The following is a 14,508-nucleotide window of genomic DNA, read 5'->3' as shown; positions in this document are numbered from 1 at the left end:
CTAGCGGCGCCCGACAAGAGGCATATGAGGGAATCGCTTGAACATCCAAAAATTCGCCATCGCCTGCTGCATTGCAGCCTCCGCCAGCCTGGCCCAGGCCGCACAAATCATCCGCGTGTCGCCGCAGGGCGAGGTGGCACGCATCCGCCAGTTGGTGGTGCAGTTCGACAGCAGCGCAGTCAACTTTGGCGACCCCAAAGCACCGGCCCCCGCCAGCCTGCAGTGCAACGACGCGCAGGCCAGCCAGGGCACGGGCCGCTGGACCAGCGACCGCGAATGGGCGTTTGAATTTGCCAACGATCTACCCCCCGGCATACGCTGCACCCTGCAGCCGCGGCCGGATGTCAAATCGGCCTCCAGCGCTTATTTGGTGGGCACCACCAGCTACAAGTTCAATAGCGGCGGGCCGTTTGTGCAGAACATCCGCCCGTCCAGCGGCAGCCAGATCGACGAAGAGCAATACTTCACCCTGCAGCTCAACGGCGATGCCACGCCGGCCAGCCTGCAGGCCAACCTGTGGTGCGCGGTAGACGGCCTGGGCGAGAAGGTCGCGGTGCGCGCCATCACCGGCAAGGACCGCACTGAATTGCTGAAGGCCCACGGCCTGGACAAAGCCGCTGCCGCCGCCCCGCTGCGCTTCGCCACCCTGGCCTGCAACCGCCGCCTGCCGCCGTCTGCCAAAGTGCAGCTGGTCTACGGCAAAGGCGTGGCCACGCCCAGCGGCGTCCCCAATATGGTGGAAAAACGCTTCGGCTTTGAAGTGCGCCCACCGTTCGAAGCCAGCTTCAGCTGCGAACGCGAAAACGCCCAAAGCGCCTGCCTGCCGATCCAGCCCATGCGCCTGACTTTCAACGCGCCGGTGGCCCGCAAGCTGCTGGAAGGCATACGCCTGAAATCCGGCAAAGACACGCTGCAGCCCACGTTTGACGAAGAAAGCAGCGACGCCGACGCGGTGCTCAGCAGCCTGACCTTCAAAAGCCCGTTCGAAGAGCTCACCAAGTTCAGCCTGACCCTGCCCAGCGACTTCAAAGACGCCTCCAACCGGCCGCTGAGCAACGCCAGCAGCTTTCCCCTGCAGGTCGCCACCGGCAGCCGGCCGCCGCTGGCCAAGTTCGCCGCCGCGCCGTTTGGCATCGTCGAGCGCTTTGCCGAACCGAATGGCGTGGCGCTGCTGCCGGTGACGCTGCGCAATGTCGAGGCCAAGCTGGCGATCTCCGGCTTGAACCCCGAGACCGCCAAGTCAGCCGGCAAGGTCAGCGAGCTGCAGCCGCGCAGCGACGCCGAGATCATTGCCTGGTTCGAAAAGGTGCAGCGCTACGACAGCTACCACGTGCCACGCAAGCTGGCCGCCGCCGAGCTCAAAGGCCGCCTGCCCAAGGTGCTGGGCGATGAGGACAAGAACTACGTGCAAAGCCGCATGCTGTCGCTGCTGCAAGACCAGCCCGGCGTGAAAACCCTGGACCTGCCCCAGCCCGCCAACAACGACCCACGGCCGTTCGAGGTGGTCGGCATTCCGCTGACGCCCGGCTTCCACGTGGTCGAGATCGCCTCCAAGATGCTGGGTACCTCGCTGCTGGACGAGCGCTTTGGCGGCCAGCGCACCATGTATGTACGCACCTCGGCCCTGGTGACCAACCTGGGCGTGCACTTCAAGCTGGGCCGTGAGAACGCCCTAGCCTGGGTCACCAGCCTGGACAAAGGCCTGCCCGTGGCCAACGCCCAGGTACAGGTATCCGACTGCCGGGGCAAGCCCGTCGCCCACGCCACCACCGATGCCCAAGGCATCGCCTACCTGAGCGGCATCAGCGCTGAGGCGCCGAATTGCAGCGGCGAAGAGAGCAGCCGCCAGGCCTATTTCGTCAGCGCCCGCAGCACCGGCAAGGACGGCGTGCCCGACATGGCCTTCACCTGGAGCGACTGGAACCGCGGCATCGAGGCCTGGCGCTTCAACCTGCCGACCAGCAGCCAAGCCCGCCCGGACGAGCGCGCCCACACCATCTTCGACCGCACCCTGCTGCGGGTCGGCGAAACCGTGTCGATGAAGCACATTTTGCGCACCGAAACCAGCAAGGGCTTTGGCCTGCCGCAGTCGGCGCCCGACACCTTGTTGATCACCCACGTGGGCAGCGGCCAGCAGTACACCCAGGACCTGGCCTGGCGCAAAACCGCCACCGGCGGCCGCAGTGCAGAGAGCACCTGGTCGATTCCGCCCGCCGCCAAGCTGGGCGTCTACACCGTGGAGTTACACAGCGCGGGCAACGAGCGCAACTTCAGCACCGGCATGTTCCGCGTGGAAGAGTTCCGCCTGCCGGTGCTGGAAGGCCGGGTCACGCCCAGCGACAAGAAAGCCCTGGTGAATGTGAAGAGCGTGCCGGTCGATGTGCAGATCAACTACGTGGCCGGCGGCGGCGCGGCCAACCTGCCGGTGCGTGTGTCGGCCCTGGTGCGCGGCAAATACCTGAGTTACAGCGACTTCGAAGAGTTCAGCTTCGCCGCCCCCCGGCGTGAAAACGCAGACTCCAACGCCGCCGTGGCCGACGAAGAGCAGACCGAAGCCAGCCAGGACAACCGCGTCATTGCCGACAAGCTGCCCTTGACGCTGAACAAGAACGGCGCCGGCAAGGTCACGGTCAACGAAGTACCCATCCGCCCGCAACCACAAGACCTGCTGCTGGAAGCCACCTACTCCGACCCGAACGGCGAGGTGCAGACCATCCGCAGCACGCAAACCCTGTGGCCAGCCTCGGTGGTCGCCGGCATCAAGACCGAGGGCTGGGTATCGACCAGCCAGAAGCTGAAGTTCCAGGCCCTGGCGCTGGACCTGGCCGGCAAGCCGAAGGCCGACGTGGCGCTCGAGGTCACCGCTACGGCCCGCATCGTCACCACCAGCCGCAAGCGCATGGTCGGCGGCTTCTACACCTACGACAACAAGACCACCATCAAGTCGCTGGGCACGGTATGCAGCGGCAAGAGCGATGCGCGCGGCCTGCTGCTGTGCGAAGCGGCGCTGAAGGAAGCCGGTGAAGTCGAGCTGGTGGTCACCGCCAAAGACAGCGAGGGGTATCGCATCCAGGCCGCGTCCTCGGTCTATGTGACCAAGCAGGGCGAGCTATGGTTCGGTGGCGAAAACCACGACCGCATGGACCTGCTGCCCGAGAAAAAGAGCTACCAGCCCGGCGAGACCGCCAAGTTCCAGGTGCGTATGCCGTTCCGTTTTGCCACCGCGCTGGTGACGGTGGAGCGCGAAGGCATTGTGCAAACCCAGGTGGTGCAGCTCAACGGCCAGGACCCGACCATCCAGCTGAAGATCCAGGACGGCTGGGGCCCGAACGTGTATGTCAGCGTGCTGGCCCTGCGTGGCCGGCTGCGCGAGGTGCCGTGGTACAGCTTCTTCACCTGGGGCTACAAGGCGCCACGCGAATGGTGGACCAGCTTCTGGTACGAGGGCCGCGAATACGTGGCGCCCACCACCCTGGTCGATCTGAGCAAGCCGGCCTTCCGCCTGGGCGTGGCCGAGATCCGCGTCGGCAGCAAGGCGCACCAGTTGGATGTGAGCGTCAAGGCCGATAAAGAAAGCTACCCGGTGCGCAGCCAGGCCAAGGTCACGGTCCAGGTCAAGCTGCCGAACGGCCAGCCCGCGGCGAATGCCGAGGTGGCCCTGGCCGCCGTCGACCAGGCGCTGCTGGAGCTGATGCCCAACAACAGCTGGAACCTGCTCGATGCCATGCTGCAGCGCCGGTCCTGGGGCGTGGAAACCTCTACCGCGCAGATGGAAATCATCGGCCGGCGCCACTACGGCCGCAAGGCCGTGCCCGCGGGCGGCGGCGGCGGCCACAGCGGTGCCCGCGAGCTGCTGGAAACCCTGCTGCTGTGGAACCCCAAAGTGCAGCTGGACGCGAATGGCCAGGCCACCGTGACCGTGCCGCTGAACGACGCGCTCACCACCTTCAAGATCGTCGCCGTGGCCGATGCGTCCACCGGCCTGTTCGGCACTGGATCGACCAGCATCCGCGCCACGCAAGACCTGCAGATCATCAGCGGCCTGCCGCCGCTGGTGCGCGAAGACGACCAGTTCCGCGCCCAGATCACCCTGCGCAACACCACGCAGAAAGCCATGAAGGTCGAAGTCGCGCCGCGCGCCACCCTGCTGGACCTGAAGCCGCAAACCGTGGACATCCCGGCCGGCGAAGCGCGGGAAGTCGCCTGGAACGTAACGGCACCGGCGCAGCTGGCGCAAGTCCGCTCCGAGGCCATCCTCTGGGAGATCGAAGCCAAGGACAGCATCAGCGGCGCCCGCGATGCGCTGAAGGCGCGGCAGCGCATCATCCCCGCCGTGCCGCTGACGGTGCAGCAGGCCACGCTGGTGCAGGTCGACGGCCCGTACACATTGGATGTGAACCCGCCGGCCGACGCCCTGCCCGGCCGCGGTGGTTTGAAGATGTCCATGCAACCCACCCTGGCCGAAGGCCTGCCCGGCGTGCGCGACTGGTTCGCCAACTACCCGTTTGCCTGCCTGGAGCAAAAGACCAGCAAGTCCGTGGGCCTGCGCGACGCCAAGCTATGGGAAACCGTGGCTGCGCAAATCCCCAGCCACCTGGACAGCGACGGCCTGGCCAGCTACTTCCCGCCGCGCGACGGCGAAGCCGAGCGCGGCAGCGACACGCTGACCGCCTACCTGCTGGCGGCGACGCACGAGGCATCGGGCATCAACCCGGCATTCGCCCTGAGCGACGAGGTGCGCGCGCCGATGGAGCGCGGCCTGATCGCCTTTGTCGAAGGCCGTATCCAGCGCAGCTTCTGGAGCCCGCGCAAGGACCTGGACATGCGCAAACTGGCCGCCATCGAAGCCTTGTCGCGCTACGGCAAGGCCCAGGCCCGCATGCTGGGCAGCATCACCATCGCGCCCAACCAGTGGCCCACCCACGCGGTGATCGACTGGCTGAACATCCTGAAACGCGTGGCCGACGTACCCGAGCGCGACAAGCGCCTGGCCGAAGCCCAGCAGATACTGCGATCGCGCCTGAGCTTCCAGGGCACGAAGATGGTCTTCAGCACCGAGCAGGACGACTACTGGTGGTGGCTGATGCAGAACGGCGACGTCAACACCGCCCGCCTGCTGCTGGCCGTGATGGACGACCCGGCCTGGAAGGACGACATGGGCCGCCTGGCCAACGGCTTCATCAGCCGCCAGCAACGCGGCGCCTGGCTGACCACCACCGCCAATCTGTGGGGCGGCCTGGCACTGGAGAAGTTCTCTGCCAAGTTCGAAGCCACGCCGGTCACCGGCATCACCAAGGCCGCCCTCGGCGCCGCCATGGCCAGTGTCGACTGGAGCAAGGTCGAGCGCATCAAGCCTACCGATACAACAGGCGCACCGCACCAGACCAGCATGTTCGGCGCGCCCGCCTCACCCGGCAACCTGCGCAACAACGGCATGTTCCTGCCCTGGAGCAAATCCGCCGCCAAGGAAACGCTGACCATCACCCAGCAAGGCACAGGCAAACCCTGGCTGACCCTGCAGTCGGTGGCCGCCATCGCGCTGAAGGCACCGTTCAACGCCGGCTACCAGATCAAGAAGACCATCACCCCGGTGGAGCAGGCCGTCAAAGGCCAGTACACCCGTGGCGACGTGCTGCGCATCAGCCTGGAAGTCAACGCCTCCGCCGACATGACCTGGGTCGCCATCACCGACCCCATCCCCGGCGGCGCCACCATCCTCGGCAGCGGCCTGGGCCGCGATTCCGAGATCGCCACCCAGGGTGAAAAGCGCAGCGGCAGCGGCTGGCCGGCCTTCGAGGAACGCAGCTTCGAATCCTTCCGCAGCTACTACGAATACCTGCCCAAGGGTGTGGTGAAGATGGAGTACACGGTACGGCTGAACAACGTGGGCGACTTCGCCCTGCCACCCAGCCGCGTCGAGGCGATGTATGCGCCGGAGATGTTTGGCGAATGGCCGAATCCGCGAGTGAAGGTGGAGGCGGCGAAGTGAAGACCCTGCTGGTTCATAGGTTCCAAGACCAGCAAGGTAGGCACCAATGTCCCGCAAAGTCGAACCCGCACTATCTGGCATGCTTCACAACTTTTCCCACAGCCCACCATCCATGGAACGGTGGGTACCGCCAGTGGCGCAACAACCACCTGCACCGCGCTCTGGTGCCGCCCCTGGCGTTCGTGGACCAGATTGGTGATCTGGTCCAGGCCCAGCAACACCGCCACCAGTAGCAGACCGGCAAGCCACCAATGCGAAACACGCGTCTCATCGTAGTCCTGTCGTTGCTGTTGAGCACGCTGCTCGTCGTGGGCGCATTGGCATGCGCGCCCACAATGAAGTTTCGCTATCTTTCCGGCATGGAATGCTTGGTGGGAGTGCCCATATTTGTCTTGATCAGTTGGCCATGGGTGGTCGCTTTTTTCCTGGCAAGCAAACCACGCGCCTGGCTTGGCGCAAAGGTCTTCGCATGTACCGCAGTCGTAGGTGCGACACTGGTTTTCATGCCGATTGCAACCGCTTCGGAAGATGGGGTTGATGACTTCGTGCGTATCTACTTGCTGGGTGTATGGATAGTTGGCCCCTTGCTGCTCATGATTCGCAGCCGCGAACCCCATCCCCCCAACGTTCCTTTGTATGAGTCCAATGAAGTTATTTAGCAGGTTCGCAATTCATTGCGCGTTGATTACGGCAAGCCTGTTGTTGGCGGGTTGCGAGAAATCCGACATTCGATATTCCAAAACCCTGGACCGCAATGCCTTGATGGTTCTGCCGTTCCCCGGCTGGACGTCGACGGGAGACGACAAAGTTCAACCCGTGGACTTGTCGGCCACAACAGATACGCCCACCGAAGTGGGTGTAGCCGGGACGCAGGCAGAAATTTCGCCTCTGTATGTGGTGAGGCTGGACGACACACATGCTGCGCTGGTGACCCAGGTGCTACCCGTCGATGAGAACAACCGTCCATTCGATTGCCATAGCTGCTCCGGCACGATTGGGGCCTACTTTTTTGAGCACAGTGCCGATGGATGGCACATGATCACCAGACAAGATTCTGTGGCAACCAGTGGCGTAGAAGGCAATATTGGTAGAACCAGCATTACCAAATTGGAAGAGGGGCACTTTGCCGTCACTGCCGAATGGGGAAGTTGCTGGCAAGGCTATTGCGGCAGGTGGTTGGTAGTCGTCGGCCTGCAGGGCGATCTGGCCCATTTGCTGAATGCGGGCATTGCCTTGTCGGTAGACAACGATGGTGCCCACGGCGCCTGCAGTGCCTTGGATAATTCTGCGTCTGCAAAAGAAGATGCAAAGGACGGAAGCGATGAGTGCATGGATATTCAAAGCGAGTGGAAATTCCAGGGAAACCATCTGCAGGTGTTGTACACCGGCAGACTGCGCCAATTGGGTACAAGCGGTGAATTGCTGCCCACGAAAAAGATTCGAGAACGAACGATTTACGTCGCCACACCGGGTCAGCTCACGCTGATCAGCGGGAGCGATCCGATCCCTGATTTTTGACCTGCCCCGTGCTGTCGCCAGCGCACATTTACTGCCATCCTTTCATGCATCCACCTTCGGAGCCGAACCCATGGTGTGGACTTCCGCAGGCCAGGTATTCCTTGTTGCCAGCGCGCTGTTTCTCGGCGCTGCGTACTGGTTGGGGTGGCGCGTGTCGCAGCGCTCACGACCCGGCAGCGGAGTCGTGAAAATTTACACTGCAGTCATGCAGTGCAAACCTTTCAAGCTATTGGCAAATGTATTGGCAGGGTGGCTGCTGGCTGCTGGTATGGCCCTCGGCCAAACGCTGGGCTTGGCGTATACCAGCGCTGAGGCCCAGTCGTATGGCAACGTGCCCGTGCCAGAGCTGGTGTATGCCCGCTTTGGCAAGAGCCAGGACCCGCTGATCCGCGAACAAGTAGCGCAGGGCATGCTAAACAAGGCCAACGCGTTATCGCGGAGCGGCGAGGCTGCAGAGTCCGCCGCCACCTACGACCTGGTGTACGAACGGTTTGGCCAAGACCCTGCCCCCAATGTACTGGTACAAGTGCTCAAAGCGCTGATCAACAAAGGCTACGACCTGGGCCAGCGGCAGCAACTGGAAGCGGAGCGCGAGGTATATGCGCTGATTGATCGCGAATACGGTCAACGCCAGGAGCTAGTGCTGAAAGAGAAGCTGGCAGATGCGTTATTCAACACGGGCATCCATTGGCAAAAGACCGGGGACGCTGAGGCCGCTATTGCGGCTTACAAGCGCATTGACACCCGCTTTGGCACGGAGACTGCCCCCTCCCTGCAAGCCAGCGTCGCGATGGCCTTGGTCAATGCCGCTGTGCAGCTATCGCATACCGATGTGCGAGCGGCCATTGTCCTGTGCGACCAAGTAAAAGCGCGTTATGGGCAAGCGCCGTCACCACAGATACGCCAACGGGTCGCACAGGCGCAGGTGAATAAGGCCATCGGTCTGCAAAGATTGGGCGAAACGGCGCAGGCCTTGTACACCTACGATGGGGTCGTTCAGCAGTACGCGGCTGACAAAGCAGGGCCTGTGTTGGTACAACTGGGGCGGGCCTGGTATGGCAAGGCCATTAGCTTGGCAGCACTGGGACAAACTGCGAAGGCCATGGCGCTGTACGACACGGTCTACACCCGCTATGGAACCAGCACGCACGCACCGCTGCGTTTGGTAGCAATGCAATCGCTGTTTAACAAGGGCGCGGCACTCGCCGTCCAAGGTCAACTGGAAAAAGCTGTTGCCAGCTACGCGCTACTCAGCAATGCGCTAGACCGTCGGGGAGATAGTGAGGTGCAGGAAGTCGTGCTGCAAGGCACGGTGAACATGGGGGCCACACTGCACAAACTACAACGCTACAGGCAAGCCATTGAGGCGTATGACAGGGTGGTACGGATTTACCACGTTGACCTGTCAAACGAAATGCGTGAACAGGTTGCATTTGCCTTTTTTAACCGCGCTGCCAGCCTGAACGCCCTTTCCGACACGCGCAGCGTACGGGTGAACTACGACCGGGTTGCAGAAACTTTTAGTGAAGACCCGAGCCCGATACTGCGCGAGTATGTGGCCGCCAGGCTCTATAACGCAGCGCAACAGCTGACCGTTAGTGAAGAGTATGCCGACGCTGCAATCCTGTACCAATTGACCTATGCCAACTTTTCCAAAGACACAGCGCCCGGTGTACGCAAAGTGCTGGCCCGAAGCCTGAGCAATTGGGCGCTGGGCTCCGGCTTGACCGACAAGCTGCAAGAAGAGCGGCAAATAAACGATTTGCTGGCGGAGCGTTTTGCCCGAGACGACGACTCCGACATTAACACCTTGGTAGCGCGGGCTTTAAGCAACGCCTCAGATGCACGGGTGGTGGAATCAAAGCAGCTGCTGCTAAATGCGCAGAGTCCGGCACCACTGCTCGCACGCGCGGTGGCCGACTTGCAAAAGGCCAAGTTCATTTGCGCGCAAGAAGAATGCGCTGCAGTACTCGCCAATCTGGGCTACGCCCAGTTTTTGAATGGTGATGTGACCATGGCGGAGCTGACCATTCGTGAGGCAATACAACAAGGAGGAGCCCCTGTGCTGGAAAACTTGCGCAAAGATGCCGCTTTGCACCGCGTTGAGCCCATAGATACGCGGTTCGAAAAAATGCTCAAGTCGTGTTGTGATGCACGATGAACATGGCAACCGCGCTTTGCTGGCGCGGATCAAGGCGTCTCTTCTCGGCGGAGTGGCAGCAGCACTTGCGGCACCGGCGTTCTGGTTCATGGCCGAACTGGTCGCACCGAGTGGCTTCTGGATCAATCCCGTCGATGTGCTCTTTGCAAGTCCGGCAATCTGGCTGTTTTCGGGCTTCATCGCGGTCCCCACCAGTCTCTGTCTGGGGCCAGTACTATTTGCGTTCACCTGCCGCCTACCAAGGCCACAACAGTCGGCCTCCGTCCTGGGGGCGCTGGTTGGTGCTGCAATCATGTACATCCTGCCGGCTGTAGTCGGCAGCGCAGACCGCCCGTTCTCGCCAGAACTCAGCGTTTTCGGTGCGCTAACCGGAGCATTCGGCGCAGGGGTTGCAGCGCACTTCCTGAGGCGTCGTGAAGTGCAGGGACGTAGCGAGAATGCGGCCTAATATCCCCTGCTTCATTCACGAGGTTTGTTGCAGGTTCAGTGCGCTTCACGCCGGGCGTTTTGTCCAGCCCGGCAAACCATCCTTCCCAGCGCTTGCCATCTTTTCTATCGCGAAAGTTTAGGCGCTGCACCCGCTCTGCCATGGGCGGGGTTGGCGACAGGATGTCGAGGCATCGCATTCTTGCTGGCCGCCGCGGTGGGCTTGGGCCTGGCGGCCAAGACACTGCCGGATACGGCAGCCAGCTTTGTATTGCATATGGTTGCGGTACCGCTGTGGCTGCCCTACTGGTTCTGGGGTGGCATGGTGGCGCTGTTGACTTGCACCGTGGCCCTGCTGGGCGCGGCCTACGCCAGCCGGGGCCAGAAGCGCAAACAAAGCGACCGTTCCGTCCACAAGGGTATTGAAAACCCCGCCGCACTCCACCATCTTCAGCGCCAGAAAGCCCCCACTATTGGCATTAAACTGGTGCGCGCTCACAGGAGCGGCACTGCGGTGGAATGGCTGTCGCAGGCAGGTATGGCATGCAACACAGGGTGGAGAACACGCGATGAAGGGAATGCTGAATTTTCTGGAGAAAGCCGGCTTGGTCAAGAACGACCCGCCCAGCGACTCCATCCCTGCCATCGCCGAGCCTGCTGTTGTAACCCAGCCCCCGGCTCCCACCGCATTGCCGATCGAAACCGGGCCTGGCACACTGGATACCGACACCATCTACGCCAACGCCGGCATCGCCCCCGCCCTGTACCCGGCGGAGCGGCTGCTGCGCCTGGTCGACGGGCTCAGCGCCATGGACCCGGCCACGCGCCTGATGGCCATCCAAGCCATGGATGCGGCCGACGAGTCCTGGTCCATCGAAGACCCACTGAGCGACGCCGCAGCCAAGACCCAAGCCCTCGCAGCCTATGCAGAACAGCTGCAGGCAAACCTGCAGTCTCTGGAACACGAAACCCAGGCCCAGCTGACCGCCGCCACCGCCCGCCAGGAGCAGGTGGTGGGCGACATCCGCAAACAGATCACCGAGCTGGAAGCCCTGGTGGCCCGCGAGCTGACCCGTGGCGCACAGGAAGCGGCAAGCGTTGAAGCCAGGCTCAAAGCCGCCAGCGAGCAGACGCAGCGCACGCTGGCCGAAATCACCCAACGCAGCCAGCGCCTGCAAAGCCTTTCGGCGCAGTTTGGCGCCGCTACCGCATCCACCAGCACCCTACAGGAATAAGCCGATGGCAAGTTTGACCCCTCTCTCCAAGGGCCTGATCGGCTTGGCCATCGTGGGCGCCATGGCCTCGGCCGTATGGCACCTGGGCCTCAAGGAATGGCTGGCCGAGAAGCAAGCCCCGGCTGAATCGCCATCGATCTCCACCGCACCCGCACAATCCCAAGCGCCCAATATGACCGAGCCGCAGGTGGCCGTGCCAGTACCTGCCGTACCGACGCCACCGCCAGCCGCACCGGCGGCCAACAATGCCCCCATCTCGGCACTCACACCCGCCAACCACGCCGAGGCCGGGCGCAAGCTGCTGGCCAGCGGCGACTACGCCCAGGCCCGTACGCACCTGGAGCAGGCCGTGCAAGGTGGGGATGGCAGCGCCGCCTGCCTGCTGGGCGAAATGACCATCAAAGGCCAGGGCGGCATTACCGCCAGCCAGGACAAAGCCGCGGCCCTGTTCCAGCTGGCCCAGTCGCGCGGCAGTATCTGCTTCGCATCGAATTGAGCTCACCCCCAGGCTGCAGTGCTTCGCATCTTTCGCCCACCCCCTTGCAGGGGGCAACACCTGCAGCCTGGCAGAGCCAGTTCTGCGGTGTTTCTGGAAGGGGTGCGTTCTGCTTGCACGGGGGCGGTGATTAGTTAGTATTCTTCTCGACTTACCAGGACTGACTCCATGAAAATTCGCACAGTTGCCCTCGTCGCAGCGCTTTGTACCAGCGGCTGGATGGGGAGTGCCGCCATGGCACAAGGTTTTGTGTTTGGCACCGACGGACCGAAGGCGGACGCCCCGGCGCCCAGCACCGCCAACAGCGGCAACCGCAACGCCAAGGTGGAAACCGCCCAGCGCTTGCTGGCACGCATGGGCCTGTTCCGCGAAACGCCCAGCGGCAACCTCACACCGGCCACGCTGGAAGCCATCCGCGCGTTCTCGCAACAGCAAGGGCTCGCACCGGCCAACCAGGTGACGGACGCCCTGCTGAATGCCATCCGCAAGGTGATCTGGCAAACCCAGAACTGGTCGAGCGGCAACTACAAGGGCCGCGAAAAGCTGGTGGACGCGGCCGGGCTGCGCGAAGCGCAAATCCTGCTGGGCAAGCTGGGCTTCAACGCCGGTCCATTGGATGGCACCTTCGGCCCGCAAACCCAGGTCGCCACCGAAGCCTTCCAGGAGTCGCAGGCGGTGTCGGTCGACGGCCTGATCACCGCCACGGTGCTGATGAACCTGCGCCGCGCCGTGAACGGCGTGGGCGCCAGTGCCAAAGACACGGTGCGGGTGCTCAACTGGCCTGACTACATCGAACCCAGCGTGCTGCAGGACTTCGAGAAGGAAACCAAGATCCGTGTGGTCTACGATATTTTCTCCAGCAACGACGACCTGCAAACCAAGCTGCGCAGCGGCGGCACGCCGTACGACGTGGTGTTCCCCACGGCCAACGCCGTGCCCGCCATGGCCGCCAAAGGCCTGCTCGGCAAGCTGGACAAAGCCAGCCTGAAAAACCTGGGCAACATCGACCCCCGGGTCGACGCCACCCTGCGCGCCTGGGACAAGGACGGCGCCTACAGCCTGCCCTACATGTGGTATACGGTCGGCATTGCCTGGAACCCCAAGCTCACCGCCCGCGCCTACCCCGGTCGCGACATGGATTCGCTGACCAATGTGTTCGACCCTGAAGTCGCCAAACGCTTCCAGTCCTGCGGCATCGGCGTGGTCGACTCGGCCAGCGATGTGGTGCCCCTGGCGGCCATGGCCGGCGGCCAGCGCAAATGGGACGGCAAGGCCTCCACCGCGGCTGCCGCCCAGGTGCTGGACCGGCTGGCGGGCATCGTCAAAGTGATCCCTACCGACCAGTACATCGATGCGCTCGCCACGGGCAAGATTTGCGTCGCCATCGGCTTCTCGGGTGACGCGGTGCAAGCCCAGGCCAAGGCCCGTGGCGCGGTCGAATACCGGGTGCCGGCCGATGGCGGCCTGCTCGCCATCGACGCCATGGCCGTGCCCGCCAATGCCAGGAACAAGCGCGAAGCCCATCTGCTGATCGACTACCTGATGCGCCCCCAGGTCATCGCCAAAATCTCCAACACCGTGGGCTACGCCAACGCCAATTCCAAGGCCGGCGAGTTCATGAGCGACAGCGTCAAATCCAACCCCGCCGTCGTGCCCAGCACCGCGTCGCTGAGCCGGTCCTTGCCGATCCCGATTCTGTCGGAGCAAGACCAGCAGGAGATCGCGCGCATCTGGGCCAAGTTCGCCAAGTAACGCCCAACCCACCGTGCACCCGTGACCCCCAAGCCCAACTACCTGGGTGCTTTTCTGAAGCACCCCACCAACCTCACCGCATTGCTGGCAGCCGGTTGCGCCGCCATATTTGCGTCCCTGCCCATGGGCTGGGCAGGTTTGGGCTTGGTGGGTGTGGTGGCCTTGGGCACCGAGGCGCTGGCCGCGTTGGCCATACCCAGCCTGCCATCGTTTCGCAACTGGGTGGACCGCGAAGAACACCGCCAGGCCCGCGACCAGCGGCAAGCCCGGCTGATGGCCGAGCTGAACACCTACGGCGATAAAAACGGGCTGGCCACCTACCGGCATATGTGCAGCCGCGTGCAAGCCCTGTACCAAACCGCCGGTGACGTACGCACCACCCTCACGCGCCAGGATGTAGAGAAGCTGGAAGACCTGACGGTGGACTACCTCGGCCTGTGCGTGGTCCATCTGTCGCTCAGGCAGCGCAAGGACGGCGCCAGCGAAGAGGTGCTCGCCAGGCGCATTGCCGAAATCCAGGCCCAGCTGCAAAACACCCAGTTGCCCGAAGACGAAGCCCGCCAGCTGCGTAGCGCCATGGCGCAATACACCGAATCCATGCAGCGCTCGCGCCGCCTGGCGGTACGGCGCAGCGCACTGGAGGCCACGCTGATCTCCATGCCCGACAAAATGGAAGAGGTGTACCAACTGGTGATCACCTCGCCCTATTCGTCCGAGATGGGCAGCAAGCTGGAAGACTCCTTGGCGCGCCTGCGCATTGCCGAGGAGGTGGCTGCCGAGTTCGAGTTACCAGGTGCGCTGGACTTTGAGCCCATGCCGACGGGCAATGCAGCCTCCCGCGCCACCACTGCCACCAAGCCCCAAGCGCGCGCGCTCAAAGCCTGAGCCGCCACCACGCTCCGTCCCCCCTATTTACCTTACCGATTCAACC

The 14,508-nt window shown here is 63.4% G+C and carries 9 protein-coding genes; all 9 read left to right on the top strand.

The features are described 5' to 3' along the window. Positions 1–37 precede the first annotated feature (37 nt). The 9 genes from J2X19_RS06245 to J2X19_RS06205 all read left to right on the top strand — a co-directional run bounded on the left by J2X19_RS06245 (position 38) and on the right by J2X19_RS06205 (position 14,462). Positions 38–5,989 (top strand): alpha-2-macroglobulin family protein, encoded by a 5,952-nt coding sequence (locus J2X19_RS06245; protein WP_310371609.1) that lies wholly within the window; start codon positions 38–40, stop codon positions 5,987–5,989. A 290-nt stretch (positions 5,990–6,279) separates the two neighbouring features. Next, positions 6,280–6,648 carry a hypothetical protein gene (locus J2X19_RS06240; RefSeq protein WP_310371607.1) on the top strand — a complete coding sequence of 123 codons (369 nt, stop codon included), beginning with the start codon at positions 6,280–6,282 and terminating at the stop codon, positions 6,646–6,648. Beyond that, positions 6,626–7,507, top strand: coding sequence for a hypothetical protein (locus J2X19_RS06235; protein ID WP_310371605.1), 882 nt, complete (start codon positions 6,626–6,628; stop codon positions 7,505–7,507). The genes J2X19_RS06240 and J2X19_RS06235 overlap by 23 nt, the downstream gene beginning before the upstream one ends. 70 nt (positions 7,508–7,577) lie before the next feature. Next, entirely contained in the window at positions 7,578–9,668 is a 2,091-nt protein-coding gene (locus J2X19_RS06230; RefSeq protein ID WP_310371603.1) for a tetratricopeptide repeat protein, read from the top strand. Continuing rightward, the gene (locus J2X19_RS06225) at positions 9,658–10,116 is read left to right on the top strand and encodes a hypothetical protein (RefSeq protein ID WP_310371601.1); all 459 of its coding nucleotides are present in this window, start codon (positions 9,658–9,660) and stop codon (positions 10,114–10,116) included. The genes J2X19_RS06230 and J2X19_RS06225 overlap by 11 nt, the downstream gene beginning before the upstream one ends. Before the next feature lie 547 nt (positions 10,117–10,663). After that, the gene (locus J2X19_RS06220; protein WP_310371599.1) at positions 10,664–11,329 is read left to right on the top strand and encodes a methyl-accepting chemotaxis protein; all 666 of its coding nucleotides are present in this window, start codon (positions 10,664–10,666) and stop codon (positions 11,327–11,329) included. Between the two features lie 4 nt (positions 11,330–11,333). Continuing rightward, entirely contained in the window at positions 11,334–11,825 is a 492-nt protein-coding gene (locus J2X19_RS06215) for an SEL1-like repeat protein (RefSeq protein WP_310371597.1), read from the top strand. A gap of 168 nt (positions 11,826–11,993) precedes the next feature. Beyond that, positions 11,994–13,577: an extracellular solute-binding protein gene (locus tag J2X19_RS06210; RefSeq protein ID WP_310371595.1), complete on the top strand. Its 1,584-nt coding sequence runs from the start codon at positions 11,994–11,996 to the stop codon at positions 13,575–13,577. Positions 13,578–13,598: 21 nt separating this feature from the next. Further along, on the top strand, positions 13,599–14,462 hold the full coding sequence (locus J2X19_RS06205) for a hypothetical protein (protein WP_310371593.1): 864 nt from the start codon (positions 13,599–13,601) through the stop codon (positions 14,460–14,462). Positions 14,463–14,508: the final 46 nt, after the last annotated feature.

Origin of the sequence: Rhodoferax ferrireducens, from assembly GCF_031458075.1 — a bacterium.
Lineage (GTDB): Bacteria > Pseudomonadota > Gammaproteobacteria > Burkholderiales > Burkholderiaceae_C > Rhodoferax_B > Rhodoferax_B ferrireducens_A.
The sequence above is the reverse complement of the archived record's forward strand: the minus strand, read 5'-3'. Positions and strand labels throughout refer to the sequence as shown.

Bases quoted from the DNA above. Each gene is read 5' to 3' on its own strand.
- J2X19_RS06230 (WP_310371603.1), top strand. From the start codon at position 7,578: ATGGTGTGGACTTCCGCAGGCCAGGTATTCCTTGTTGCCAGCGCGCTG.
- J2X19_RS06220 (WP_310371599.1), top strand. From the start codon at position 10,664: ATGAAGGGAATGCTGAATTTTCTGGAGAAAGCCGGCTTGGTCAAGAAC.
- J2X19_RS06235 (WP_310371605.1), top strand. From the start codon at position 6,626: ATGAGTCCAATGAAGTTATTTAGCAGGTTCGCAATTCATTGCGCGTTG.
- J2X19_RS06210 (WP_310371595.1), top strand. From the start codon at position 11,994: ATGAAAATTCGCACAGTTGCCCTCGTCGCAGCGCTTTGTACCAGCGGC.
- J2X19_RS06215 (WP_310371597.1), top strand. From the start codon at position 11,334: ATGGCAAGTTTGACCCCTCTCTCCAAGGGCCTGATCGGCTTGGCCATC.
- J2X19_RS06225 (WP_310371601.1), top strand. From the start codon at position 9,658: ATGCACGATGAACATGGCAACCGCGCTTTGCTGGCGCGGATCAAGGCG.